This window comes from Microcoleus sp. S13C4, assembly GCF_036700865.1.
Lineage (GTDB): Bacteria > Cyanobacteriota > Cyanobacteriia > Cyanobacteriales > Microcoleaceae > Microcoleus.
The window spans coordinates 1-24,771 of sequence record NZ_JAUBPS010000018.1; the positions used below are offsets into that span (position 1 = coordinate 1).

Annotated in this window: 21 protein-coding genes and 1 tRNA gene; 16 read left to right on the top strand and 6 right to left on the bottom strand. The window is 45.9% G+C overall.

What is annotated here, in order from left to right; genetic code table 11:
* Window positions 1-441: 441 nt before the first annotated feature.
* Window positions 442-3,993: a methionine synthase gene (gene metH, locus QT996_RS10005; RefSeq protein ID WP_333046264.1), complete on the top strand. Its 3,552-nt coding sequence runs from the start codon at window positions 442-444 to the stop codon at window positions 3,991-3,993.
* A gap of 149 nt (window positions 3,994-4,142) precedes the next feature.
* On the opposite strand, the gene QT996_RS10010 is transcribed toward metH, so the two are convergent.
* Together QT996_RS10010 and QT996_RS10015 are read right to left on the bottom strand one after the other, a co-directional pair.
* Entirely contained in the window at window positions 4,143-4,766 is a 624-nt protein-coding gene (locus QT996_RS10010) for a hypothetical protein (protein ID WP_333046265.1), read from the bottom strand.
* Between the two features lie 268 nt (window positions 4,767-5,034).
* On the bottom strand, window positions 5,035-5,361 hold the full coding sequence (locus QT996_RS10015; RefSeq protein ID WP_006634531.1) for a YbjQ family protein: 327 nt from the start codon (window positions 5,359-5,361) through the stop codon (window positions 5,035-5,037).
* Window positions 5,362-5,511: 150 nt separating this feature from the next.
* On the opposite strand from QT996_RS10015, the gene QT996_RS10020 reads away from it, so the two are divergent.
* The 4 genes from QT996_RS10020 (at window position 5,512) to QT996_RS10035 (ending at window position 10,334) form a co-directional block, all read left to right on the top strand.
* A complete protein-coding gene (locus QT996_RS10020) occupies window positions 5,512-6,612 on the top strand; it encodes a tetratricopeptide repeat protein (RefSeq protein ID WP_333046267.1) in 1,101 nt (366 codons plus the stop codon).
* 432 nt (window positions 6,613-7,044) lie between these two features.
* Window positions 7,045-8,742, top strand: a complete 1,698-nt coding sequence (gene crtO / locus QT996_RS10025) for a beta-carotene ketolase CrtO (protein WP_333046268.1) — start codon at window positions 7,045-7,047, stop codon at window positions 8,740-8,742.
* Window positions 8,743-8,854: 112 nt separating this feature from the next.
* Window positions 8,855-9,019 (top strand): hypothetical protein, encoded by a 165-nt coding sequence (locus QT996_RS10030; protein WP_333046270.1) that lies wholly within the window; start codon window positions 8,855-8,857, stop codon window positions 9,017-9,019.
* A 214-nt stretch (window positions 9,020-9,233) separates the two neighbouring features.
* Entirely contained in the window at window positions 9,234-10,334 is a 1,101-nt protein-coding gene (locus tag QT996_RS10035) for a saccharopine dehydrogenase NADP-binding domain-containing protein (protein WP_333046272.1), read from the top strand.
* 13 nt (window positions 10,335-10,347) lie between these two features.
* Here the strand turns inward: QT996_RS10035 and QT996_RS10040 are convergent, their stop codons facing one another.
* Entirely contained in the window at window positions 10,348-10,581 is a 234-nt protein-coding gene (locus QT996_RS10040) for a hypothetical protein (protein WP_333046273.1), read from the bottom strand.
* A 140-nt stretch (window positions 10,582-10,721) separates the two neighbouring features.
* Between QT996_RS10040 and QT996_RS10045 the strand changes: the two genes are divergently transcribed.
* The 3 genes from QT996_RS10045 to QT996_RS10055 all read left to right on the top strand — a co-directional run bounded on the left by QT996_RS10045 (window position 10,722) and on the right by QT996_RS10055 (window position 13,767).
* Window positions 10,722-11,072 (top strand): hypothetical protein, encoded by a 351-nt coding sequence (locus QT996_RS10045; protein ID WP_333046275.1) that lies wholly within the window; start codon window positions 10,722-10,724, stop codon window positions 11,070-11,072.
* 287 nt (window positions 11,073-11,359) lie between these two features.
* Window positions 11,360-11,881 (top strand): hypothetical protein, encoded by a 522-nt coding sequence (locus QT996_RS10050; RefSeq protein ID WP_333046277.1) that lies wholly within the window; start codon window positions 11,360-11,362, stop codon window positions 11,879-11,881.
* A 560-nt stretch (window positions 11,882-12,441) separates the two neighbouring features.
* The gene (locus QT996_RS10055) at window positions 12,442-13,767 is read left to right on the top strand and encodes a hypothetical protein (RefSeq protein ID WP_333046385.1); all 1,326 of its coding nucleotides are present in this window, start codon (window positions 12,442-12,444) and stop codon (window positions 13,765-13,767) included.
* A 358-nt stretch (window positions 13,768-14,125) separates the two neighbouring features.
* Here QT996_RS10055 and QT996_RS10060 read toward each other — a convergent pair whose 3' ends face one another.
* Complete coding sequence (locus tag QT996_RS10060) at window positions 14,126-14,470, bottom strand: hypothetical protein (protein WP_333046278.1); 345 nt, start codon at window positions 14,468-14,470, stop codon at window positions 14,126-14,128.
* Between the two features lie 112 nt (window positions 14,471-14,582).
* Between QT996_RS10060 and QT996_RS10065 the strand changes: the two genes are divergently transcribed.
* The 8 genes from QT996_RS10065 to QT996_RS10100 all read left to right on the top strand — a co-directional run bounded on the left by QT996_RS10065 (window position 14,583) and on the right by QT996_RS10100 (window position 24,178).
* A complete protein-coding gene (locus tag QT996_RS10065; RefSeq protein WP_333046280.1) occupies window positions 14,583-15,476 on the top strand; it encodes an ion channel in 894 nt (297 codons plus the stop codon).
* A gap of 56 nt (window positions 15,477-15,532) precedes the next feature.
* Entirely contained in the window at window positions 15,533-15,880 is a 348-nt protein-coding gene (locus tag QT996_RS10070; RefSeq protein ID WP_333046281.1) for a DUF433 domain-containing protein, read from the top strand.
* 3 nt (window positions 15,881-15,883) lie between these two features.
* The gene (locus tag QT996_RS10075; protein WP_333046283.1) at window positions 15,884-16,129 is read left to right on the top strand and encodes a DUF5615 family PIN-like protein; all 246 of its coding nucleotides are present in this window, start codon (window positions 15,884-15,886) and stop codon (window positions 16,127-16,129) included.
* Window positions 16,130-16,255: 126 nt separating this feature from the next.
* A complete protein-coding gene (locus QT996_RS10080; RefSeq protein WP_445304559.1) occupies window positions 16,256-16,477 on the top strand; it encodes a DUF433 domain-containing protein in 222 nt (73 codons plus the stop codon).
* 45 nt (window positions 16,478-16,522) lie between these two features.
* The gene (locus QT996_RS10085; RefSeq protein ID WP_333046284.1) at window positions 16,523-17,698 is read left to right on the top strand and encodes an exonuclease SbcCD subunit D; all 1,176 of its coding nucleotides are present in this window, start codon (window positions 16,523-16,525) and stop codon (window positions 17,696-17,698) included.
* A gap of 251 nt (window positions 17,699-17,949) precedes the next feature.
* Complete coding sequence (locus tag QT996_RS10090; RefSeq protein ID WP_333046285.1) at window positions 17,950-20,991, top strand: SMC family ATPase; 3,042 nt, start codon at window positions 17,950-17,952, stop codon at window positions 20,989-20,991.
* Window positions 20,992-21,075: 84 nt separating this feature from the next.
* Entirely contained in the window at window positions 21,076-22,248 is a 1,173-nt protein-coding gene (locus tag QT996_RS10095) for a pyridoxal phosphate-dependent aminotransferase (protein ID WP_333046286.1), read from the top strand.
* 16 nt (window positions 22,249-22,264) lie between these two features.
* A complete protein-coding gene (locus QT996_RS10100; protein ID WP_333046288.1) occupies window positions 22,265-24,178 on the top strand; it encodes an aminopeptidase P family protein in 1,914 nt (637 codons plus the stop codon).
* A gap of 241 nt (window positions 24,179-24,419) precedes the next feature.
* On the opposite strand, the gene QT996_RS10110 is transcribed toward QT996_RS10100, so the two are convergent.
* Together QT996_RS10110 and QT996_RS10115 are read right to left on the bottom strand one after the other, a co-directional pair.
* The gene (locus QT996_RS10110; protein WP_333046289.1) at window positions 24,420-24,620 is read right to left on the bottom strand and encodes a hypothetical protein; all 201 of its coding nucleotides are present in this window, start codon (window positions 24,618-24,620) and stop codon (window positions 24,420-24,422) included.
* Between the two features lie 49 nt (window positions 24,621-24,669).
* Window positions 24,670-24,742: transfer RNA gene (locus QT996_RS10115), tRNA-Thr, on the bottom strand.
* Window positions 24,743-24,771: the final 29 nt, after the last annotated feature.

The following is a 24,771-nucleotide window of genomic DNA, read 5'->3' on the forward strand; positions in this document are numbered from 1 at the left end:
GGTTTTTAGCTGGCATTTTTGTAGAGATTGACTAAACTCATTTTTTATTATACCCTATTTAAAGGTACAACAGCTTAACTCCTCTTAATTGTAAAAAACCTACACCTGTCAGAGGGTTGGGGTGGGGTAAAAATAAACGAGTCATTTAGGACTGCTATATAACTCGTTTAATTGTGGCGATCGCACTTTCGCAAAATTCGTCAGCAGTTAAGCGAAAAAATCCCTTGCAACTCGCCGGTTTTCCCCACGCAGCCTCACCCACAACAGAATTTTGACAAGAATCCAGGGCGATCGGTAAAATTACAGGTACGATCGAACTATTGTCAGGAGCATTAAATCTTTAAGTAATTAGTCGTTTGCCAACAGTCACATAATTGTTGACAATATTGCACAATAGATAAAATTGTAAATATATAGCACCAGCGTTTTTTTTGACCGCTTATGAATAGCAAATTCCTCGATCGCCTCCACCACCCCTCGCGCCCCGTCATCGTCTTCGACGGCGCGATGGGAACCAACCTGCAAGTCCAAAACCTCACCGCAGAAGACTTTGGCGGCAAAGAATACGAAGGCTGCAACGAATATCTCGTCCACACCAAACCGGAAGCCGTCGCCAACGTGCACCGGGGATTCCTCGAAGCAGGGGCCGATGTCATCGAAACAGACACCTTTGGCGCTGCTTCCATCGTGCTCGCCGAATACGATTTGGCAGACAAAGCATATTATCTCAACAAAACTGCCGCCGAACTCGCCAAGGGTATCGCCGCCGAATTTTCCACGCCAGAAAAACCGAGATTTGTCGCAGGATCGATCGGACCCGGCACCAAATTGCCAACATTAGGACACATCGATTTCGACACACTCACCGCCGCTTTTACCGAACAAGCAGAAGGACTTTATGACGGCGGCGTTGACTTATTTATTGTCGAAACTTGTCAAGATGTGCTGCAAATTAAATCAGCATTAAATGCTATTGAAGAAGTATTTAAGAAAAAAGGTGCGCGAATTCCGTTAATGGTATCAGTCACAATGGAAGCCACCGGCACAATGTTAGTCGGTTCCGACATCAGCGCCGCCCTAGCCATTTTGCAGCCGTACCCGATCGACATTTTAGGCCTGAACTGCGCCACCGGGCCCGATCGCATGGCCGAACACGTCAAATACCTTTCCGAACATTCGCCCTTCGTCGTTTCCTGCGTTCCCAACGCTGGTTTACCCGAAAACATCGGCGGGCACGCGCACTACAAACTCACGCCAATAGAATTAAAAATGGCCTTGATGCGCTTTGTCGAAGACTTAGGCGTGCAAGTCATTGGTGGCTGCTGCGGCACCCGCTACGATCACATCCGCGAACTATCAGAAATTGGCAAAACTCTTAAACCCAAAATCCGCGAATTTACTTGGGAACCTTCCGCCGCTTCAATTTACACCGCCCAACCCTACGAACAAGAGAATTCCTTCTTAATTGTCGGCGAAAGACTCAACGCCAGCGGTTCCAAAAAATGCCGCGATTTGCTAAACGCGGAAGACTGGGACGGTTTAGTCGCAATGGCCAGGGAACAAGTGCGAGAAGGCGCGCACATTCTCGATGTCAACGTTGATTATGTCGGCCGCGACGGCGTGCGCGACATGAAAGAATTAGTTTCCCGCGTTGTGACTAATGCAACTCTCCCTTTAATGCTGGATTCCACAGAATGGGAAAAGATGGAAGCAGGCTTAAAAGTTGCGGGCGGCAAATGTTTGCTTAATTCCACTAACTACGAAGACGGAGAACCGCGTTTTTATCAAGTTTTAGAGTTGGCGAAAAAATACGGCGCGGGCATAGTTATCGGTACAATTGACGAAGACGGGATGGCCAGAACTGCTGACCAAAAATTTGCGATCGCCCAGCGCGCATATAACGCCGCCGTCGCCTACGGAATTCCCGCCGAGGAAATCTTTTTTGACACCCTAGCTTTGCCAATTTCTACCGGGATTGAAGAAGACAGAAAAAACGGCAAAGCTACCATCGAATCCATCCGCCGCATCCGCCAAGAATTGCCAGGATGTCACGTAATCTTAGGAGTTTCTAACATTTCCTTCGGCTTGAATCCGGCGGCGCGGCAAGTTTTGAATTCGATGTTTTTGCACGAAGCAATGCAAGCGGGGATGGACTCGGCAATTGTCAGCCCTAATAAGATTTTGCCCCTCGCCAAAATCGACCCCCAACACCAAGAAATCTGCCGTAAACTCATTTACGACGAACGGGAGTTTGACGGCGATATTTGCGTTTACGACCCCTTGGGCGACCTGACAACGGTGTTTGCGGGCAAAACTACCAAGCGCGATCGTACAGAAGACGCAAACCTCCCGGTAGAAGAACGCCTGAAGCAGCACATCATCGACGGCGAACGCATTGGACTAGATATCCAACTCGCCAAAGCATTAGAAACCTATCCGCCTCTGCACATTATCAATACTTTCCTGTTAGACGGGATGAAAGTAGTCGGAGAATTGTTCGGTTCGGGACAAATGCAACTGCCATTTGTATTGCAGTCAGCAGAAACAATGAAAGCGGCAGTTGCCTATTTAGAACCGTACATGGAAAAGTCCGAATCCGGGGACAATGCCAAAGGCACATTCATCATCGCTACTGTCAAAGGAGACGTTCACGATATCGGCAAAAACTTAGTTGATATTATCCTATCGAACAACGGCTACCGAGTGATTAACTTGGGTATTAAACAGTCAGTTGACAATATCATCGAAGCCTACGAAAAGCACAAAGCTGACTGTATAGCGATGAGTGGCTTGCTGGTAAAATCCACCGCCTTCATGAAAGAAAATCTGGAAGTATTCAACCAGAAAGGAATCACCGTTCCGGTAATTTTGGGCGGCGCGGCTTTGACTCCCAAGTTTGTGCATGAAGACTGCCAAAATACCTACAAAGGTAAAGTTGTTTACGGCAAAGATGCGTTTTCTGACTTGCATTTTATGGACAAACTCATGCCAGCAAAATCTGCTGGTAAATGGGAAAATTTGCAAGGGTTTTTAGATGAAATAGGGCATGATAATGGGGCGGTTAAAGAAGCTAAAATTTCGCCAGAGACTTCTGTAGAAGATGCGAAGAAAGCCGACATTCCTGTGGTGATAGATACCAGGCGATCCGAAGCAGTTGCAGCAGATATCGATCGCCCAAATCCTCCTTTCTGGGGCACGAAACTGTTGCAGGGAGAAGACATCCCCTTTGAGGAGATTTTCTGGCACTTAGATTTGCAAGCTTTAGTTGCCGGTCAGTGGCAGTTCCGCAAGCCCAAAGACCAATCGCGGGAAGAATACGATGCTTTCTTAGCTGAGACAGTTTATCCGAAATTGGAGGAATGGAAACACAAAATAATCACTGAGAAGCTGTTGCATCCCCAAGCCATTTACGGGTATTTTCCCTGTCAAGCTGAAGGGAATTCTTTGTATGTGTATCAGCCCGAAATCATGGATGGCGGGCAAGACGTATCGACACCCGCTGCAACATTCACATTCCCCCGCCAAAAATCGGCGCGACGGCTGTGCATTGCCGACTTCTTCGCGCCCAAAGAATCCGGTAAAATCGATGTATTTCCGATGCAAGTAGCGACAGTGGGAGAGATTGCTACAGAGTACGCGCAGAAGCTATTTGCTAACAATCAATATACCGACTATCTCTACTTTCACGGATTAGCGGTTCAGACAGCGGAAGCAATAGCAGAGTGGACTCACGCGCGAATTCGCCGGGAATTGGGCTTTGGTAGCGAAGAACCGGACAACATTCGCGATATGCTAGCACAAAGATATCGCGGTTCGCGGTACAGTTTCGGCTATCCTGCTTGTCCGAATATGGCGGATCAGTATAAGCAACTGGAATTGTTAAAGTGCGATCGTATTAAGCTCTACATGGATGAAAGCGAACAACTTTATCCCGAACAATCAACAACCGCAATTATCACCTATCACCCAGCAGCCAAATACTTCACCGCTTAATTTCTAGGGTGCGCCCCGCACTTTTTTCTGTGGTTTTTCTCGTTCTTATACTTGTTCCCCGGTTCTACCGGGGAACGAGAAACCAACAAAAAAGCACCTTAAAAAAAAGTGCTTTCCTGAATATAAACTTTCCGTCTCTGACGAAACTTTTACGAGTAATTCCGGGGAGTGCGCGCGCCGGCAGATGCTCCTACCATCGCAGCAACTAAACCCAATAGCGAGCCGAACAAGAACGACCAACCAGCTTTCGCGGCATTACCAGCAATATTGCGAGCATCCTGAGCAGATACGTTAGGTGCTCGGTTGGGCAAATTCACCCCGCCCTGCTGCGCTTGATTAATTGCTTCTCCCGCATTCGCAGCGATGACACCAAAAGTACCGGCCACGCCATTTGCTAACAGCCAAGAGCCAATTGTTAAGGTAGTTGCCCACAAAATTGCTCCGTTCAAAAGTGCTGTGTTGCGGTTCATCGGGCCGCAAGCGCGAGCAGTTACCCAACCGCCAACGGCCAAGCTAATTAACAAACTAATAATTGACCAAATTCCGACGCCGGTACCCACGTCCCCTGAAATACTGCGCGGAGCTCCTGAATTAGCAATGTTGCTTAAGCCGATCGCAGCGCCCAATGCACTTAACACCAGTTGTGTACCGATCGCAATTACCAAACCCGAAAAAATCGGGCCCCAACGTACTCGATCATGGTATTCCATCACTGAATTTACGACCACGGGTTCGGTACCAACGTTATCTACAGGTCTATTTACGTATGACATATGTTTTTTTTCCTCAGAGAGTTGATTTAATTTTTAACAATCTTTCACCTAAGCATTGATTGTGGCTGAGATTGATAGAAACTATATCTGCCTGGGGAAATAACCAGTATCTATGTCTGAAGAAAGAAACGAAAAAGTCATCAGCCCCCAGCCAGTCGCTATTAGCTAATGACTGATGACTGATGACTGATGACTGATAACTATTTTATCCCGTTAGAAAAGTTCCCGGACGTATACAGGAAATGCGGACGTATACAGGAAAGACAGCTTAACGCAATCTTACAGCCGTTCCAACGGCTGTAATCAGCAGCAAAGCTCCGTTCGAGTCTACATTAATCGTGCCGGTGTCAACTTCCACCCCGATTACGGCATTGGCCCCCAGGCGCTGGGCCCGTTTTTCCAGTTCTGCGAGGGCATCTCGCTGTCCTTTGAGAAACACTTCCTCGTAACTGCCGGTGCGCCCGCCGATGATGTCGCGAATGCCCGCGAAGAAATCTCGCAGGGCGTTGGTGCCGTAAACCACCTCAGCAGTTACAATTCCCAGGTAAGATTGAATTTCTGCTCCTTGGATGATATCAGTTGTTGTTACAATCATCAGTTGGCCTCAATCGCGAAAATTTTGAGTCGGTCTTGTTCTGTAGATTTACTACATCTCGCCGCTCAAAAATTCCTGGTAAACCATAAGTTGTCAGCTTGTCAGGCTGACAGCAACTCGCTCTTTCATTCCACACACTCTTTGAAACAAATGGCCGTGTATAAACAAAGTCTCTTGGTATTCAGTACGTTGCTAGTAGCAGGCTTCGCTGTCGCAGTGCCGCAGATAGCGCTCTCAGCAGAAACGTCAGTTGAAGTCAAACCTCAAAATAATTCAAATGTAGATGCTTTGCTGCGCCAAGGGCGCGAGTTGGTAGATTTAGGAGACTACAGTAAGGCGATCGCCATTTATCAGGAAGCGGCACGTTTAGATACAGAAAACCCGCGCATTTTTTCTGGTATTGGCTATTTAGAAGCACGTCAAGGCAACTATCAAGCCTCAGTGGAATTTTACCAACAAGCGATCGGTCTCGAACCGAAGAATGCTGACTTCCAATACGCATTAGGATATGCAATGGCGAATTTGCAAAACTATCCCGCAGCAGCCACAGCTTACCGCCGCGCAGCCCAACTCGATCGCAAAAATGTCAATGCCCGGCTCGGTCTCGGAGTGGTACTCTTTCAGCAAAAAGATTACAGCGGTGCTTTTAAAGCATACCAAGAGGCGATCGCCCTCGACCCGAAAAATTGGCAAGCTTATTCTTCAATGGGTTTAGTATTGATCCAGCAGGGAAATTTTGCCAGTGCTGTCACCGTGCTCCAACAAGCAGCCGAACTCGCTCCCAAACAAGCCGGTGTCCAGTTAAAATTAGGTACTGCTTTGCTGCGTGCCGGCTATACTTCCGAAGGGCTAGCAGCTTTTGAAGAAGCGGCAAAACTAGAGCCTCGGAATCCAGAAGTGCAGTTACAAATTGGCGAAGTTCTCAAGGGTCAAAACGACTTAGACGGAGCGCTGGCAGCTTATCAGCGGGCTATTGCGGTGCGGCCAAATTTAGTGGAAGCACACGCAGGAATCGGGGAAATTCAACTGGAAAAACAAGATTTTTTAGGAGCGATTACCACTTTTGGGCGAGTGATTAAGCTCGATCCAAATAGGGCCGAAGCTTATTACAATATGGGTACGGCACTCAAAGCGCGCGATCGCAAATCCGAAGCAATTGAAGCTTTTCAACAAGCCCTTGATACTTACCGCCAGCAAGGCAACAATGATGGTGTACAAAAAGCTGAGGCGGCGCTCAAGCAACTAAAGTAATATCTCTTAATGGACTAATTGGTAATGGACTAGCAGTTTTGAGTGTGGAGTAAGTAATTTTCCTAGGGCTTAACTCCTTCCACTCGCCGTGTTGCAAGGAAAAAAGCAATCTCAAAACTGTTTCTCTTCCCTATTTCCTATGCCCCCTTTCCTGTTCCTTTTTCCTTTTTACTTCGTTTGCTTAAGTTTTTAATTGAAGGCAGATAAATGTGGCTAAATAGAGTATAATATTGGCGGGATTTTAGCACGGCGGTCAGTCTGTAAGTTTAAGAATAAATAAGGGCGATCGCACAACAGCATTTTGTCAAAGCTCCATCTTTTGTAATATGCTAAAACGGCTTAGTGACAATGAATCTATTTCTATTGGTAGAGACAGCCAACTTGTTAACATTTGTAAAATAAGCAAAATATCCACTCCCTAGAACTTCATTTATGCAAACGTATGATGTCATTATCATAGGCGCCGGTCACAACGGACTCGTCTGTGCGTCTTATCTGCTGAAAGCTGGATATACTGTCCTCTTGTTAGAAAAACGTTCAGTTCCCGGCGGCGCGGCAACTACCGAAGCTGCCATTCCCGAATTGCCGGATTTTAAATTCAATCTTTGTGCGATCGACCACGAATTTATCCATTTAGGGCCAGTTGTAGAAGAATTAGAGCTGGAAAAATACGGTTTAGAATATCTTTTCTGCGATCCAGTTGCCTTTTGTCCGCATCCCGATGGCAAATATTTCTTAGCGCACAAATCCGTAGAAAAAACTTGTGCTGAAATTGCCCGCTACAACGAGCGCGATGCTAAAAAATATGCCGAATATACAGACTTTTGGCAGCGGGCTTTAGGTGCAATGGTTCCGATGTTTAATGCGCCACCAAAATCTATCATAGATATTCTGGGCAACTACGATATTTCAAAGATCAAAGATTTATTGTCAGTCATCGGTTCCCCCGACAAAACGCTGGACTTTATTCGCACGATGCTCACCAGCGCTGAAGACCTTCTCAACGAGTGGTTTGACGAGGAATTTATCAAAGCACCCCTAGCAAGATTAGCCGCAGAACTCGGCGCGCCTCCTTCGCAAAAAACCCTGGCTGTAGGCGCAATTATGCTGGCAATGAGGCACAATCCCGGCATGGCAAGACCGCGCGGCGGGACGGGTGCATTAGTGCAAGCGCTGCTCAATCTAGTGAAAAGTTACTCGGGTGTGGTACTTACCGATCAGCACGTCGAAAAAATATTAGTTGATGACGGTCGCGCTGTGGGAGTTCGAGTGGCCGGCGGCACGGAATACCGGGCTACAAAAGGTGTCATTTCTAATATTGATGCTAAGCGCTTGTTTCTGCATTTAATGGATGATAGCGATGTCGATGCTGCCGACCCGGATTTGCGGGAAAGATTGGAGCGCAAAATTGTTAACAACAACGAAACTATTCTCAAAATAGACTTAGCCCTCAATGAAATGCCCAAGTTCGATCGCTGGAATCATCGAGACGAATATTTAATGGGGTCGGTTTTAATTGCAGACTCGGTGAGACACGTTGAAATTTCTCACAGCGACCCTTCAATCGGCAGAATCCCCGACTCTGACCCATCGATGTATGTAGTGTTTCCGACGGTACGAGACCCGTCAATGGCTCCCCCCGGACATCATACAGCTTGGATTGAATTTTTTGCTCCTTACATGATCGAAAATGCTGAAGGAACCGGCCAGCACGGTACGGGTTGGACGGATGAGCTGAAAAACAAAGTTGCCGATCGCTGTATTGACAAATTGGCAGAATATGCACCCAATATCAAGAAATCAATTATCGGCCGCCGCGTGGAAAGTCCGGCGGAATTGGGAGAACGTTTGGGGGCTTTGAAGGGGAATTATTATCACGTTGATATGACGCTGGATCAGATGATCTTTTTCCGTCCTTTGCCGGAGTTGGCTAATTACAAAACGCCGATCGACGGTTTGTTTCTGACGGGGGCGGGAACGCATCCGGGCGGCTCGATTTCGGGTATGCCGGGACGCAATACCGCTCGCGTTTTCATGCACTCGCAGCAGCCGATCGCCCAGACTTTCGCAGATGCGGCTAATACTCTGAAAGCGAAGGGTAAGTCGATATTTCGGAGTAATGAGAAGTAAGATTTTTAGCAACCGCAGATGAACGCAGATAAACGCAGATGAATCACATCTGCGTTTGTTTGTATTGATTTATCAGTGTGCGAGTGCGAGAATTTTTTCTGGTTGATTCCCTGTGAAGGGAAAACGATGTGCGATCGCCATCAATACCCTTTCTAAATCCGGTGCATCTTACGCGCTCGGTGGCGGCGGTTCCCCTTCCATCAAAGCTGTTAAAATATTTTTGCATCAGATAGCATATTCCATCGATAAAATTCTCAATATTAGAAGAACAAGTTAACGCTGAAGGCATTTTTTAACTTAGCTTCGCAGCCAAAACTCTAATTTCGCAGAACAGGCAACTCCCTGGTAGAAGTCGCTCCCCATCTGCAGATGCTGGCCGATCGCCGCCGATCCCCCAGCATCTCGCATTCTCCTCAATTCATACTTTATGCGGATGAAAACGCCGGCCCCAAGTTGAGAAACTGAGAAGTGGCGTTACCCTTTTTTTAGCGATGGCAAATCGAGTTTTGATTGTCGGTGGGCGGGGGCGAATTGGCAGCAGCGTGGCCCAAGACCTTGTTACCCATACCGATGCAGAAATTACTATTACCGGACGCAACCCTGAAGGCTCTATTACGCCGGAATTGCCACCGGATCGGGTGCAGTATATAGCTTTAGATTTAGCAGACAGTGCAGCCATGCACCAAGCGGTTTCATCCTCTAACCTCGTCGTTCACTGTGCCGGGCCTTTTCACTACCGAGACGCTAGTGTATTGAAAACTTGCATAGAAGCAGGTGTTAATTATACTGATGTCAGCGACAGCCGCATTTTTACTCGCCGAGCTTTAGAATTGCGTGAAACTGCTAAAAATGCTGGAATTACTGCTATTATTAATACGGGGATTTTTCCCGGTGTGTCTAATAGCATGGTGCGCCGAGATGTGGAACAATTAGATGAGCCAGAACACATCCATTTGAGTTATGTAGTTGGAGGTTCAGGTGGCGCTGGTGTTACAGTAATGAGAACCACTTTTTTAGGTTTGCAAACCCCTTTTGAGGTTTGGGAAGATCGCAAGTGGCACCAAGTAAAACCCTACAGCGATCGCGAAACAATTGAATTTCCCGCACCCTACGGTAAAACAGGGGTTTACTGGTTCGATATGCCGGAAGCAATTACTTTGCCCGAAACTTTCCCCGTCAAATCAGTTGTGACTAAATTCGGTACGTCTCCCGACCTTTACAATCACCTTACCTGGTTTGTTGCCAAGTATTGGCCTGCTAGCTGGCTCAAAAATAACTCCGTGATTGAATTTCTCTCCTACGTCAGTTATGGGATGACCAGTGTTACTAATAGTTTTAGTGGGGTTGGTGTGGCAGTACGATCGCAAGTGACCGGTCTAAAAAACGGTCAACCCGCTAAAGTTTGCTCGACAGCGGTACACCCAAATGCTGCCACCGCTACTGGCATCGGTACTGGCAGCATAGCTCAATTAATGTTAGAAGGAAAACTGGAAAGACCCGGCGTTTGGTCGGTCGAACAAGCTCTTTCTACTGAGCTATTTGAACAAGCTATGCAGAACCGCAACCTCGACATAGAGCAGGTTTTTTTGTAGTTACTTAGGTTATTTATAGCATTTTAAAATGTTGGGGAATGGGATTTTCTCCCGAACTGCGAAGACGCGAAAGACGCGCCAAAAGAGAAGAGTGAGGGGCTTCGTAATTGATGGGAAAACCCCTAGATAGGGTTCCTCGCAGGAATTGCGATCGCCCCTCATAGGAGATGAGTTCCGCTTGTCTAACTAATCTATCTTTTGGTAGAAGTAATTGTAACAAGCAGGCGCTTAAGATATTGGACATCATCGGAAACATCCCTTTTCGCTCGCTCTAGATGCGGTAGCTGCGACAAAGATTGCGCTTGAACCAAGGTTGTCAATGTGCGATCGCAGTGAAGGGGCGACAAACACCATAATTTTTGCGGAAAAATACGAGGAGAAGTTGATATGAAGCGGGTTTTAAAAGCTCTCGGACAAACATTGATTCAAAGCATTTTGCTGGTCTGTACGCTGGCTTTCATTAGTATGGTAGGTCTAGCGGTAGTACCCAGTCAGGGTGCTTACGCAGGTCAAGACAGGACTCAGGCGCCACCGGAAGCTAAAATTACTGACCCCGCAGAAAGTTTCGAGGATCTCAATCCCCAAGCAGCTTACGAAGATATAGTCAAAACTGCTCAAAATCCTGCCAAGGTCGAGAAAGTTTACGACGAAAGCTTAAAAGAGTACAAGGGAGAACACCCGCAAGAAGGCATAGTTCAAAAAGCTGAAGAGTTGATCGAAAAGGTCACGGGCAACTAATAAATCAACAGATTTCTATCTAACTCAAGTTGCTGGTATATACAGAGCTTCCGTGAGTACACCCTTGACCATAGCTCAGGACTTACTTGAACCTAACGCGGTAAGGTACGCATTTCGCACCTTACCGCGTTAGAGTTAGGGTGTAAAACCACTTTGTACGTTCAAAACGGTTTTGTCCTTCCCCTTTTTTTTAAAGTAGCAGGTTCATCCTTAAGGCAGATGAATAGATATGAATTTAAAAGGTAGATTTAATAATAGTTACAGTTAGATAAAAGGAAAAAAATATCATGAGCGATGAGAAAAAAACGGTACATGAACCTGATGCTAACCTAGACCCGCTTTCGGGGGAAACAGGGGCTCATCCAGTGGGAACGGGTATAGGTGCGGCGAGTGCGGGTGCTGCGGGTGCTGCGATCGGCGGTGCAATTGGCGGGCCAGTGGGAGCAGTTGTGGGCGCTGTTGTGGGTGCGTTTAGTGGCGGTTTGGCCGGCAAAGGTGTCGCCGAGGCGATCGACCCCACGGTAGAAGATGCTTACTGGCAAAGCAATTACACTTCCCGTCCTTACGCGGACACGAGCGCCACTTACGAAGACTATCAGCCTGCATACCGCACCGGCTATGAGGGATACAGCCGCTATGGCGCTACTGGTAAGCAATTCCACGAGATCGAACCGGATTTGCAGCGCGACTACGAAACAAATCGCGGTAAGTCTAATGTGACTTGGGACAAAGCCAAGCATGCCACGCGCGACGCTTGGGATCGGGTGGAACGCGCTGTTCCTGGCGACATTAACAAAGACGGCCGCTAAGGGCTTACGCCAAATATTTCTCAGTCTTGGAGGCACGCAAACTCAAGCGTTCCGGTTATTTTTAGCCGGGTACCGGAATGGAGGGAAGTGTTTGATAAAAAAAAACCCGGCTGCTGCGTCTTGGACTGTTGTTGATAGGTGCCACAGTTTTTAACGCTAGTTTAGCGAAGTTTTTGGGGATTTTCAGCCCCTCTCTACATCGGAGAGGGTATTTTTATGCTCCCTTGAAATCGCCTTTTTCAGCACGATTTTTATTTCACAGGACTGTTCGCTGTGAGAACTCCCTAGAGACGCACAGGCTTTGCTGTGCGGGACGATCGCACTCGTAATAAACGCTTTTTACCAAATCGGGATGCTTCTGTTGGAGATGGGCATTTTTTTTTGACTATTAGCCTTAAAATTAAACTAATTCAGGACTGAGGCATCGATCGCATATTTTTGTCATTGTTCGCGATGCACATTAGCAATCGCAGCCGCAGCGTGAAAGCGTTCGTGGCCTCAAATCCGATAATTGTTAATCTAAATCCTCTGATTCAAAATTGGTATAAATTGTGAATGAAATGTTGGAAACAGCTTGGACACTCAAGCAAAATTTAATTGACTTTGTGCTGGATGCTGAGGGAGAGTTGGCGGTAGCTTTGGAAGCTTTTGCAGCAGCTCGATCAACCGGCGAGCGCTATGATATTGCTCAGCAAAATCAAGTGATTGACAGTTTTACAGTCGAAGGCCAAGTTGGAGACAAAACGCCGATCGACTTTTTTGTCGAAAGTCAGCCGGATTTAACCGAGAGCGATCGCAGCTTGCTAGAAAGTTGGCAGCACAGAAGCTTCACCGGCTTATTTGAAATCACTCAACTTTCCCCCGACAGGTTTGAACTGATGAACTGGCTGACGGCTAAGCACTACGTTGTCAAGCCAAACAGCGCTAATTTCCTGCAAGAAATGTCTCGCTTTAAGTTAGGAGAAATCTTGCGAGCCCGGATTGCTCCTCTCACTGATGACTGGTGGATACTCTCGGGCCCTCCCATAGCGATGGGGAAATTGGGCAAGCCGAAGTTGGCGGTGGCGATCGGCAATTTCAAGCAAAATCACAAAAAGAACCTGTACAGCGATGCCCCGGAATTGTTAGAGCAAGCTTGGGAGTCGGTAGAACAGTACCACGAAGATTTTATTGAATTTTTTGGCAGTGATGAAGTGACGCTATCGGGATATCACCTGAATAAACAGTTGGCTGAATTTCAGGAAGTAATCACTAAAAAACGCCTAGCTGATATCGGCATTGATGAAAGTAAATCTCTCGCGGATATCGTTGAAGATGCGGGAGTCGATGCAGAAGAAATTAAAGCAGCAGCTATAGCAGCAGCCGGTGCTGAGCTTTCTTCCGTTGAGGTCGCGAGCGATAGCGATCCTCACTCAAAAATGGTAATGCCGAAAGTCGAATTGCCCGATCGCTTCAAGAAAGCCGAACAGGTGACAGCACTTTCTCATCCTCGCTGGGGACAAACCTTTTTGTCTACTTACGATCAATTTACTGCATTGCTAGCAGCCGAAGACTTTTCAACCGTTCCTGGTTACGAGAAGCTGGTACGTAACTATCTAGAAGATACTGTAATTAATGCCTGGATTTGGCAACGGTTAGCTAAAGTTAATCCAGCGAAATTAGAACAAATTTTGCAAACTGTATTGCAGCGGACTAATTTTCAGCTCGATCGCGATTTAGATGCCTTGCTGCAAGAGTTTAAAAAACCCTTAGAACCCGAACTCCCGGAAATTGCCAGCGTTCCCCTGCACCTGCACAACTTATTTCAGGAAGCTTTAGGCGAAGTTAATAAGTCAAAGTCCAAACCGCAGGAGAAAAAGAAAAGCTCTAAAGGCTTTAAATCCTGAGCAACCGATTTCGTGACATACCCCTACACGCTTTGCTATCGCATACAGTGTAGGCGGCTCACTAACTCCACCTCATGCTATGTGCTAACCCGCCCGCTTCGCCAACGGATACTTATTGAGATTTCCGCAGCCAAAGGAAGGCAGGAACAGAATGGCCATTTCAAGTACGAGTGCGATCGATCGTAGCCATTTTGGGCGCGTTAGCCTGCATCCATCACATAAGAAACAATTAAACAAGCTCGCAGTTAACTGTGAGCTTATTGCCCGGTAATATAACTCAAATAGCTTTGCAGTCAGGACTTTAGTTTTTTTTCACCGCGATCGAAAGAACTGAAGTCCCCACTACAAACACTTTTTTTTAATCTTCAACTCGTCGGACAGCCATGCGTTGCAGCGGCAGGCTGAGTATGCTAGAAGCAGTCAACAAGTAAGAAAGAACAGTAGTCAGCTTCAAACTGAGCAATAACCAGCTATCCTCTGGTAGGTGAAGTTTCAGCCCGAAAAAAGAGATGCAGTACACTATCCAGTAAGTAAAGCTCATCTTGATTAGGATTTCTTCGCTCAAATTGCGTGAAGCGAAGCTATCCCGTAGGGAATCGTCCGTTGGCTGCGAGTTGCGACTATCACCCAGCAGGACTAGACCCGCAATAGAAGCCACAAAAGAAACCATAACGAGATAGTCATGCCAGTTAAGCTCAACCATTTCTAAACTCCCGTTTTATCTGAATTTTTGGAATCAGACATCAGTCTAAAGGATAAGTTTTCCCGCTCAAAGCAATAGTTACAAATTGAAACAGCCGCAGTTACAAATCGCAATGAAAATCAACCGCAACCGCCAGCCACAGGCTCGTTTAGTTAGTCGAAAAGGACAATTGAGCTTAAATATTGTCAAGTTGGGAGTACCTCGCCTGCATTTTGCCGACCTCTACCACAGGCTGTTAGCTCTTTCTTGGCCTCAATTTTTCATGCTTATTTGTCTCTCGTATGTAATCACGAATTCTTTATTTGCCTTAGCTTACTTGGCGGGAGGAGATTGCATTGCTAATGCACGGCCTGGTTCTTTCAAAGATGCCTTTTATTTCAGCGTGCAAACAATGGCGACAATCGGCTACGGCGCCATGTATCCGCGCACGGATTACGCTAATACTATAGTCGCGATCCAGGCGCTTTTTGGTTTGTGGGGAGTCGCGATGATTACGGGACTGGCTTTTTCGAGATTTTCTCGACCAACAGCGAGAGTTATCTTCAGCCGCGTAGCTGTAATCGCTCCTTTCAATGGCGTTCCGACTCTCATGTACCGCACGGGAAATCAGCGATTCAACCAAATTTTAGAAGCGCAGCAGCGAGCTACTTTGATCCGCGATGAGGTAACAGCGGAAGGAGAATATATGCGACGTTTTTACGATTTGCAATTGGTGCGAAGTCACTCTCCGATTTTTGCATTAACTTGGACGGTTATGCACGCAATTGACGAGAGCAGTCCTTTGTACAAAGTTACTGCCAAAGATTTGATAGAGTGCCAAGCAGAAATTGTAATTACGCTAACGGGAATTGACGAAACTGTTTCGCAAACAATTCACGCGCGACATTCTTTTGTAGCCTCTGAAATTATGTGGAATATGCGGTTTGTAGATATTCTTTTGAAATCGGCGACGGGAGGGCGGGTGGTTGATTATACTCAGTTTCACGATGTGAAGCCTGTGGAATGAAAGTTTTGATTTAGCCAGTGCTAGAATACCTGTATGGTCAAAAAAAATTAATATTTATGAACTCAATAACTACAAATACGACACTGAAAGAGTTGCAACCGCAACTCTTGGCTTTAACTCCCGAAGAAAAGGCTCAAGCTATAGAATTACTAGCCCAAAGTTTAAGAAAATTTTGGTCGGGAATTCACAAGACTCCCGGCGTGTGCGGCGGCGATGCTTGCATCAGACAAACGCGAATTCCTATTTGGGTGCTGGTGAATGCTCGCCGTTTAGGTATTTCTGAAGCTGAACTCCTAGAAGACTATCCGACTCTGCGTGCCGCTGATTTGGCGAATGCTTGGGTTTATGCTGAGGCATATCCTGATGAGATTGAAACAGCAATTCAAGAAAATGAGGAAGATTGAAAAGTGGCGCGTTTCTATGCAGATGAACAATTTCCGAGGCGGGTTGTGGAATTGCTGAAGACTTTAGGTCACGGTATCCTTACCGTACAGCAAGCAGGAAATGCTAATCAAAAAATTCCTGCTGAAGAAGTGTTAGCTTTTGCAGTGAGTATTGACCGCGCTATTTTAACGCTCAATCGCCGTCATTTTATCAGGCTGCATACATTAGAACAAGACCATGCTGGTATCATTGTTTGTAAAGATGATTAAAATAGGGATTTGTTGGCTTTACGCATTAATGAAGCTATTGCTAATCGAGAATCAGTGAGAAGTTTACTGATTCGAGTTAACCGTCCTTCGGAGTGAGTAGAAATGATAGAATACCTTGGGTAGGGAATTCAAAAGACTCCCGGTGTCATGGGTGGTGCCGCCTGTATCCGAAAAACGCGGATTCCTGTTTGGTTGTTAATAAGCTATCGCCGTCAAGATGCCACCGATGCTCATATTTTAGAAGGTCATCCCGATATCTGTGCAGCAGATTTGGTGAATGCTTTTACTTATTCTGAGGCATATCCTGATGAGATTGAAACAGCAATTCAAGAAAATGAGGAAGATTAAAAAGTTACAGATTTCTCTGAAAATAAACAAAATACCCCTCGTACTATGCGAATAATTCATACTGCTGACTGGCATTTAGGGCGACGTTTTAGAGGAATCGATCGCACTTTTGAAATTGCGATCGCCCTGGAACAGATTTTGAAGCAAGCAAAAGCCTTGGATGTTGATGCTGTGCTCGTCGCCGGCGACATTTTCGACGTGCCCAACCCTCCCGCTTACGCCGAACGCATTGCTTATAACTTTTTCTGCGAACTCCAAGCGGCAGGAATTCCCGCAATTGCGATCGCGGGTAATCACGATTCGGCATCCCGCATCGACAGCATCGCGCAATTGCTTTCCCTCGCCGGTGTTCGCGCTTTAGGCAAACCCAGGCTTTCGGCAGACGGCGGCACAATTACTCTTAATACAAAAAGCGGTAAACTTTGTGTGGGAGCGATGCCTTTTGCTTCCGAACAAAGACTGTTAGATGCTAATTCTCTGTGGCAGTCTGGCGATGCCGATCGCCGAAAAGATTACCGCGAAATTGTAGCATATTTAATCGAAGATTTAACCAGGGATTTTAGAGACAATACTGTCAATCTTCTCATGGCACACATGAGCATTGACGGCGCTCGTTTGGCAAAATCCGAAGTCGCTTATTACACGCGAGAAAAATACCTGCTGTCCTCGCAAACTCTGCCCCCAGAAGCTCAGTATGTCGCCCTCGGACACATCCACATTCACCAGCGGGTTTCTGAGACTTCTCCGGCTTATTATTCGGGTTCTTTGATTCAGTTAGATTTTGGAGAAGCGGAACAAGAAAAAGGATTTTGCTTGATAGAAGTTGAGCCGGGAAGTCAGGCCAAGGTGGAATTTAAGCCTGTGGCTTGCCACAAGCCATTAAAAGTGCTTAAATGTCATAACGACAATCTTGAGGAAACTTTACAAGCTCATCAGTATCATCCGGGTTTCTTGAAAGTAATTGTCGAACTGGAAAGTCCGCAAATCGGACTTGCCGATCGAGTGCGCCAAATCTGTTCTCAAGCGCTGTTAATTGAACCGCGCTATCCAGATGCAGCCCTAGAACCAACAGAAATAACTAATATCGATCCCAATAATTTCGATCCGGCAGCAGAGTTTTGCAACTATTATCAAAACCGCTTGGGAACGACACCGAAACCGGCAGTATTGGAGGAATTTCAAAACTTGTACAAGAAGTTTAAGGAAACAGTTAGCAATTAAATGGGTAAAAAAATACAATCCAAAATCCAAAATCTCAAATTTCAAATAGTTTTAAGACTGAAACCCACGCTCAATGTCGCTTGTAGTCGAGTCTAGATCCCCCTAAATCCCCCTTAAGAAGGGGGACTTTGATAATACTCTTGTCCCCCCCTTGTTAAGGGGGGTTAGGGGGGATCGGGAAGACTGTAGAAGGAAGACAGTAGACCTGAATATAACAATCTAAAACCCCAAATCCCAAATCTAAAATCAGTATGCGTCCACTCGAACTTATTCTTGAAGGATTTACCAGCTTCCGCCAGGAACAGCGTTTAGATTTTTCTCAACTCGATTTGTTTGCAATTACTGGTGCTACAGGTGCGGGAAAATCTTCACTCCTAGATGCCATGACTTACGCTCTTTTTGGCACGACAACTCGCAGCGGCAAACAAGTAAGTGATTTGGCGAGTCAAGGTAGCGAAAATTTAAAAGTGCAGTTGCGTTTTTCTGTGGGTTCGGCACAGTATCGGGTGACGCGAAGGTGGCGTTTCCGTCCGAAAAATCCCGAAAATAAGGTGATTTTGGATAACTTGCAAAATGGTCAATGGGAAACTTTGGGGACGAGTATCGTTGCTGTTCAAAATACCATTGAACAGATTTTAGGAATGGACTTTGATACTTTTACACGAGCAATTGTTCTGCCTCAAGGCAAGTTTGATGAGTTTATTAAAGGGGATACTTCAAAACGCCGGGAAATTTTGCGGCAGCTAGCGGGATTTGAGATTTTTGAGCAGATGCGGAAGGAAACAAATGAACTCGCAAAGTTGCTGAAACAGGAACGGGAAATGGTGGAAAGGCAGCTAGCCGATTTGAGTGCGCCGACGGCGGATGAGGTGGATCAAAGACGATCGCAACTTTTGATTTTAGAGCAGCAGTTGCCTGAGTTCGATCGCGCTGTGATGAAAGCTCAGAAGGATCTAGATGAAGAGGAACAGCTATTTTCGCAAATCGCTCGCTGGCAAGAGCTGGAACAAGAACTGGCTAAATTAAATGCTAATTCCGCCGAGGTTACAATTTTAGCACAGCGTTTAGAAAGAGCGCAAGCTGCCAATCATTTACAGGGAGATTGGGCTTTAGTGCGATCGGCTCGCAGTCAGTATGAAACTGCCGAAAGTGCCTCGGTGGCAGCGCGAAAGCAGTTAATAAAAGCTCGCTCTGAGCTAGCAGTAGAGCAGCAGCAACTTGACGCGGCAAAAGCGAAAGAAGAGGTGCTAGCGCCACAAATTAAGGCTCGGGAAGATGCTCTAGCTGCTGCTAAAGTATATGAAGAACAGCGCGCTCAATTAGAAAAAGAAGTTGCGCTTGCCCAAAAAATTCAACAGGAAAAACTCCGCTTTTTTATGGCAGCAGATAAAGACCTGCAAGCTGCTAACACTAAAATTCAAGGTGCGGGTTTTCGAGTTACTCAAGCAGCGGCACAGCTCGAACAGTATGCGCTGGGAGGAAAGCGTTTAGAGCAATTGCAGCAAATTTCACCCTTATTGATGGAAATTCAGCTAATTACCAAGCAGCAAAAGACTCAGCAAGAACAGTTGGATAAATCTCTGGCAGAGAAGGAAAGGGCTCAACAGAATTATTTGGAGGTTGCCACTAATTTAGAAGCAGCCGAAATTCGACTAAAAGAGTGCGATCGCGAGTTAGAAGCGGCCCAAACCGCTAATGCGGAAGCGGCACGTTTAGAGAGTGTGGCTGCTGTCAGAATGTCGCTGAATTCTGGCGATACTTGCCCAGTGTGTGGGGGGGTGCATCCTGAGAGCGATCTGCTCCCTCCTTTGCCCAATTCTAATATTGTCGATGTCGCTGGTTTGCGGCGGAAATTGGCGACAGCAAATCAGGTTTTTCAAGATGCTCAAAGGTTGGCGGCTGAGGGAAAAAGTGCAGTTTCAGCCTGCCTGCAAAAAGAGTCGGAAATTGCTCAAATGTTGGAATTAACCGCGAATAAAGTTGCCGAATTGCAGCAGGAAATCACTCAAGTTCTGGAGACTCATCATTGGGAAAGCTTGGGGTTGCAACAGGAGTTGGCAATCCTTAAAGAGAGGGATCGCCAATACCGCCAAACCGAACAGCAGTTCCAACTCGCATCATTGGAATATGATAATTTTCAACAAAAATTTAATTTTGCTGTGGCGACTCAAGCAGCTAAACAGCAGGAATATGAAGATGCGATCGCCGAATCAGACCGCCGCCAGCAGCAGTTGCAAAGTTGTGTAAATGCGCTTTATCAAATTACCGAATATCAACCTTATGCTAATTTAGCAAAAGTCTTAGAACAAGACAAGCAAGACTTGGCAAATCTGCTGAAAGTTGCCGAAACATCCTATCAAACTGCTCAAAATAAGATTATTCAAGCAGCAGAGAGAGAGCAACAAGCTGGAGAAGTTTTTGGACAAGCCCAAGCCCAAAAACAGCAGCTAAACCTGGATTGGTCAGTAAAATTAACAGCGGCTGATTTCACAGAAGAGACATTTTTAGCAGCGGTTGCGACAGTTAAAGAACAAGCGCAATGGGAAAATGCTATTCGCTCTCACCGCGAATCAAAAATTCAGTTAGAGACGCGGGCCAAAGATTTGAGCGAGGCGATCGCAGGCAGAAGTACCGATGAAAATACTTTAGCACAAGTGCGATCGGCAAAACATACCGCCCACGAAAACCTCAACCAAGCCAACAACAACCGCGCCGAACTTTTAGCTTGGATTCAAGTAGCAGCCCAAAATCTCGAACAAGCCGAAAGACTGTCACAGCAAATCACAAATTTTACCGAACAAGAGCAAACTTATCACACCTTAGCGCAGAATCTCAAATCCAACGAATTTCAATCCTACATTTTAGAACATTTAGAAGCAGAATTAGTCGGCAGCGCCACCTTAATTTTGCAAGAATTAACCGAAAATCGCTACAAACTAATAAACCAAGACGGCGAATATTGGGTAGCAGATAATTGGAACGGTGGCGAAGCTAGACGAGTGCGAACCCTTTCCGGTGGCGAAACCTTTGCCACTTCCTTATCAATGGCTTTAGCTTTGTCAGAAAAGCTGTCTCAAGGATCTCACTTGGGCAGCTTGTTTCTCGATGAAGGATTTGGCACTTTAGATACCGAAACTCTCGAAAGCGTTACTCAAATTTTAGAATCTTTGCGGCAGCGAGACAGGCTGATTGGAGTGATTACCCACGTTCGAGAATTGGGCGAAAGATTGCCCGCACAAGTTAAAGTGTTTAAGTCGCCCCAAGGTTCTAAAATAGAAGTACATAGATCCTGAAGCGGAGAGGGGCGTGCGTGAAATAGTAAACTTGCTTAAGGACGTACATTATCACTAAACCTGCCCTACAATTACTTATAATATATGAGGAAAAATCACGCGACTCGAATGCAATCGGTACAGTCGCCCATAATTCCAGTAGTTGGCGAACTGATTCGCCAAAATCCAGGCACGATATCTTTAGGACAAGGCGTAGTTTACTACAATCCGCCACAAGAATCATTTGAAAAAATCCCCGAATTCTTCGCAAATCTCGACAATCACAAATACAAAGCCGTGGAAGGAATTCCACAATTACAAGATGCAATCGCAGCCAAACTCCAAACAGATAACAACATAGAAATTAACACCAACAACTGCATTGTTGTTACCGCTGGTAGCAATATGGGATTTACCAACGCCATTCTCGCCATCACCTCAGCGGGAGACGAAGTTATTATCCAATCACCTTATTACTTCAACCACGAAATGGCGACAATTATGGCAAATTGCCGACCAGTGATAGTAGAAACCGACGCCAACTATCAACTTAATATCGATGCTATAAAAAAAGCAATTACCGACAAAACGCGAGCCATCGTCACCGTTTCACCCAACAACCCAACAGGCGTCGTTTATCCTTTTGAAGCACTCCGAGAAGTTAACGAAATTTGCCGCCAGCACAACATCTATCACATCAGCGACGAAGCCTACGAATATTTTACTTATAACGGCGTAAAACACTGTTCCCCCGCCGCTTTTCCCAACAGCAGCGAACATACAATTTCTCTATTTAGCCTCTCCAAAGCCTACGGTTTTGCGAGTTGGCGGATCGGGTATATGGTAATACCAGAACACTTGCTGGTTTCAGTGAGAAAGATTCAAGATACAATCTTAATTTGTCCGCCCGTAATTTCTCAGTATGCAGCCCTGGGAGCCTTGCAAGTTGGTAGAGGTTACTGCGATAATTATGTAAGGGCGATCGCATCTGTGCGCCAACTCGTATTAGACGAACTCAATACCATCCAAAACTTGTGTACGATTTCCCCTGCCGCCGGAGCATTCTACTTTTTCTTGAAAGTTGATACTGAACTCGATACAATGGAATTAGTCGAACAATTAATTCGTGAATATCACGTAGCAGTGCTTCCCGGTACAACCTTCGGCATGGATAGTGGCTGTTATTTGCGGGTGGCTTACGGTGCTTTGGAAAAAGCAACCGCCACCGCAGGTATTATGAGATTAGTTAAAGGTTTGAAGACAATTTTAAACAAGTAAAATAGGAAAATTAAAAATGGTTTCCACTAACTTGAAAGCAAATACAAAGATTCAAGATACCTCCGCTGCAAGACTGGCAGACTTGCGCGATTTGATGGCAGATTACGACTTAGATTGCTATTTCATCCCAGCGGTTGACGAACACTTAAATTTATCAGTTCCAGCAGCCAAGCAGCGGCGGGCTTGGATGTGCGGTTTTACGGGTTCCGCCGGCGATTTGTTGGTTGGCAAAGATTCCGCTTGGTTGTTTGTGGATTCCCGCTATTACGAACAAGCCGAATTGCAAGTCGATACTGGAATTATTCAAATATCGAAACTCGGGTTAGAAGGAAATTTAACTTTAATTGAAACTTTAGAAAAGCTGGCTGTAGAATCAGCCCAAAAATCAACTAAAATTCGCCTTGGTTTTGACCCGTTTACCGTAGCGACAGAGCAATATCAAAATTGGGTGAAAAAATTTGTGACGGCGGAGATTGATCTCATACCAATCCCGGAAAATTTGACAGACAAAGTGCGATCGCAAAATTCTTGGAAAACAGCAGAGACTTTACCCGCGATTGATGCAGAGCCCATATTTAGCTTACCTGTATCCCTGACAGGAGAAACCGCAGCCGAAAAATTAGCCAGAGTCAGGGAAGCGATGCAAAAAGCCAACATCGATGTGCTTCCGATTACCAACCTCAATCAAATAGCGTGGCTGTTCAACCTCCGAGGCTCGGATATTCCCCACATTCCCATTTTCATATCCTATGCCATTGTCACCACAGATTCAGCGTTTTTGTTTACAAATACCGAACGAATTTCACTAGAAATCAAGCAAGAATTGCGGGCGGATGTAACTTTGCTTCCCTACGCAGACTATCCGCATACCTTAAAAACTTGCGTAAATTTGCCAAATAAAGTTCGGGTACTTTTAGATCCGAAACACAGCACAGCAGGCACGTACCAGTTAATATTAAACCAGGAAAAAGCGCAGTTATACAATATCGAAATAGTTTTTGAGACACATCCGGTGGAAGGGATGAAAGCTCGCAAAAATCCCGTAGAAATTGAGCAGATGAAATCAGCCAATTTCAAAGCAAGTCGAGCGAAAACTTTGACTTTAAAGTGGTTGACAGAACAGCTAGAAAATGGTAAGGTATTGACAGAGTTTGATGTCAAAGAAACAATCGAAAGATTTTACAAGCAAGAGACAGATTTTCAGACTTTAACTTTTAGAACGATCGCAGGTGCGGGAGCCAATAGCTCGATCGTACATTACGGAACCCCTAGCCCAGAAATAACGTTAAAACCGGGGGAACTGCTGCTGCTTGACTCAGGCGCGCAATATTTAGCAGGTACAACCGACGATACGAGAACAATAAGTATCGGAGAACCGACGGCGCTACAAATAGAACACTACACAACAGTCTTAATCGCGCACATCAACTGTGCAATGCAGCAATTTCCCAAAGGAACAACGGGAGCGCAATTAGATGCGATCGCCCGTGCGGTATTATGGCAAGAACAACTCGACTACGGACATGGTACCGGGCACGGAGTCGGCGCGTTTTTAGCCGGTCACGAAGGGCCAAACGGCATCAGCAAATCTGTGCAGTATCCCCTAGAAGCCGGAATGGTAACGAGCATCGAACCGGGATATTACGAACCCGGATGGGGCGGAATTCGCATTGAAAATCTCTATGTTGTCAGGGAAATGCCATCAAAAAACGGTTCGGTTTGGTACGGATTTGAATCGCTGACGTATATTCCGTTTGAACGCAAATTGATAAATGTCGATCGGCTGTCAAAGACTCAATTAGCATGGTTGAACAACTATCACGCTTCGGTAGTCGAGAAACTGGAACCCGTACTTGATGCAGCAGCAATTGAATGGTTGAAAAAAGCCTGCGCTGCGTTAGGTAAAATTGATGTTACTGTTAGCCAATAAGCCGATCGTACTCTGCGTGCGCGCCGATCCAAAACCACAAAATACCCTGCTCAATCCCTATACCCAAAGCTCGGTAGTCTTGTCCGGCTCTGACTGACCAATACTTGCCGACTTTTTTGAAATGCAGCGATGGATGAGTTGGATCGGCTTTGAGTAATTCGTAACAACGCTTTACCTGAAAGCTTTACGGTTTCAGGTAAAGCGTTGTAGCATTCCCAAAATCGACGAGTCGTGTAGTGCATCAAATTTCCCGATAGCGCCCCGCCTCAAAATCTGCGATCGCCTCCTGGGCTAAATCTTCCAACTTACCGCCAGCAATATCTTGTTCTAACTGCACGTCCCAACGCCGATAATCCAACTCAAAAAACCATTCCACAAGTTGATGAAACTTATCTGGTGGTAGATCCAGGATAGCGGCTTCAATTTGCTCGATCGTCAACATAGAGCTTGTGATTTGTAGATAGTTATATCTATCAAAATTATACTAATAAAGCTGGTGACAGGATTTGAACCTGCGACAGGCTGATTACAAATCAGCTACTCTACCAACTGAGTTACACCAGCAGTGAAACTTAATATAGCAAACTTATAGT

Excerpts from the sequence above, each read along its gene's own strand:
- metH (WP_333046264.1), top strand. The coding sequence starts at position 442 with ATGAATAGCAAATTCCTCGATCGCCTCCACCACCCCTCGCGCCCCGTC.
- QT996_RS10010 (WP_333046265.1), bottom strand. The coding sequence starts at position 4,766 with ATGTCATACGTAAATAGACCTGTAGATAACGTTGGTACCGAACCCGTG.
- QT996_RS10015 (WP_006634531.1), bottom strand. The coding sequence starts at position 5,361 with ATGATTGTAACAACAACTGATATCATCCAAGGAGCAGAAATTCAATCT.
- QT996_RS10020 (WP_333046267.1), top strand. The coding sequence starts at position 5,512 with ATGGCCGTGTATAAACAAAGTCTCTTGGTATTCAGTACGTTGCTAGTA.
- crtO (WP_333046268.1), top strand. The coding sequence starts at position 7,045 with ATGCAAACGTATGATGTCATTATCATAGGCGCCGGTCACAACGGACTC.
- QT996_RS10035 (WP_333046272.1), top strand. The coding sequence starts at position 9,234 with ATGGCAAATCGAGTTTTGATTGTCGGTGGGCGGGGGCGAATTGGCAGC.
- QT996_RS10040 (WP_333046273.1), bottom strand. The coding sequence starts at position 10,581 with ATGATGTCCAATATCTTAAGCGCCTGCTTGTTACAATTACTTCTACCA.
- QT996_RS10045 (WP_333046275.1), top strand. The coding sequence starts at position 10,722 with ATGAAGCGGGTTTTAAAAGCTCTCGGACAAACATTGATTCAAAGCATT.
- QT996_RS10050 (WP_333046277.1), top strand. The coding sequence starts at position 11,360 with ATGAGCGATGAGAAAAAAACGGTACATGAACCTGATGCTAACCTAGAC.
- QT996_RS10055 (WP_333046385.1), top strand. The coding sequence starts at position 12,442 with ATGTTGGAAACAGCTTGGACACTCAAGCAAAATTTAATTGACTTTGTG.
- QT996_RS10060 (WP_333046278.1), bottom strand. The coding sequence starts at position 14,470 with ATGGTTGAGCTTAACTGGCATGACTATCTCGTTATGGTTTCTTTTGTG.
- QT996_RS10065 (WP_333046280.1), top strand. The coding sequence starts at position 14,583 with ATGAAAATCAACCGCAACCGCCAGCCACAGGCTCGTTTAGTTAGTCGA.
- QT996_RS10070 (WP_333046281.1), top strand. The coding sequence starts at position 15,533 with ATGAACTCAATAACTACAAATACGACACTGAAAGAGTTGCAACCGCAA.
- QT996_RS10085 (WP_333046284.1), top strand. The coding sequence starts at position 16,523 with ATGCGAATAATTCATACTGCTGACTGGCATTTAGGGCGACGTTTTAGA.
- QT996_RS10090 (WP_333046285.1), top strand. The coding sequence starts at position 17,950 with ATGCGTCCACTCGAACTTATTCTTGAAGGATTTACCAGCTTCCGCCAG.
- QT996_RS10095 (WP_333046286.1), top strand. The coding sequence starts at position 21,076 with ATGAGGAAAAATCACGCGACTCGAATGCAATCGGTACAGTCGCCCATA.
- QT996_RS10100 (WP_333046288.1), top strand. The coding sequence starts at position 22,265 with ATGGTTTCCACTAACTTGAAAGCAAATACAAAGATTCAAGATACCTCC.
- QT996_RS10110 (WP_333046289.1), bottom strand. The coding sequence starts at position 24,620 with ATGTTGACGATCGAGCAAATTGAAGCCGCTATCCTGGATCTACCACCA.